Source organism: Vibrio sp. Y176, assembly GCF_033438945.1.
Map to the genome: position 1 here is coordinate 1 of NZ_JAWOQS010000979.1, position 557 is coordinate 557.

Consider the following 557-nt stretch of genomic DNA (forward strand, 5'->3'; position numbering starts at 1 on the left):
CGGCTAAAGTGACGACTTCAGCGGCGGAGGCGGATGAGGTGGCGAGTAGGGTCGCCAGAGTGATCCATGTTTTCATTGTCATACCTTTTATTTGTGTCTGCTTAACGGCGCCAAAACGCAGGGAAGAACAGTACAAGAATAGTCAGAATCTCCAAGCGGCCCATCAACATACCAAAGCTTAGAAGCCATTTAGCGGCATCTGGTAGTGGCGCGAAGTTTCCTGTTGGGCCGATCACGCTACCCATGCCAGGACCCACGTTGGCAACGGCGGTGATTGAGCCAGAAATGCTGGTCACGGGATCAAGACCAAGGGCACTTAAACAGCCAGCGATAAAGATGATGGTGATAAAGAACATCAACCCAAACGCCACCACAGAGCGCACGATGTCGTCGTTCACAGGACGTTGGTTGTAACGTTGCACGAAAACGCCGGATGGATGAATCAGTTTCATGATCTGTTTGTTCAACAGCGTCATAGCAATTTGGAAACGGAAGATTTTAATCCCGCCCGCGGTTGAGCCAGAACATGCCCCTGCCATCATTAAGAAGGCAAAGAG

The 557-nt window shown here is 50.8% G+C and carries 1 protein-coding gene and 1 pseudogene; both read right to left on the reverse strand.

Annotated elements, in window-relative coordinates; all coding sequences use genetic code 11:
• Positions 1-91 (reverse strand): annotated as a pseudogene (locus R7O13_RS29735) (DUF3157 domain-containing protein); the annotation flags it as partial.
• A gap of 10 nt (positions 92-101) precedes the next feature.
• Positions 102-557, reverse strand: a 456-nt coding sequence (locus R7O13_RS29740) for a potassium transporter TrkG (RefSeq protein ID WP_318145496.1), incomplete at its 5' end; no start/stop codon positions are given.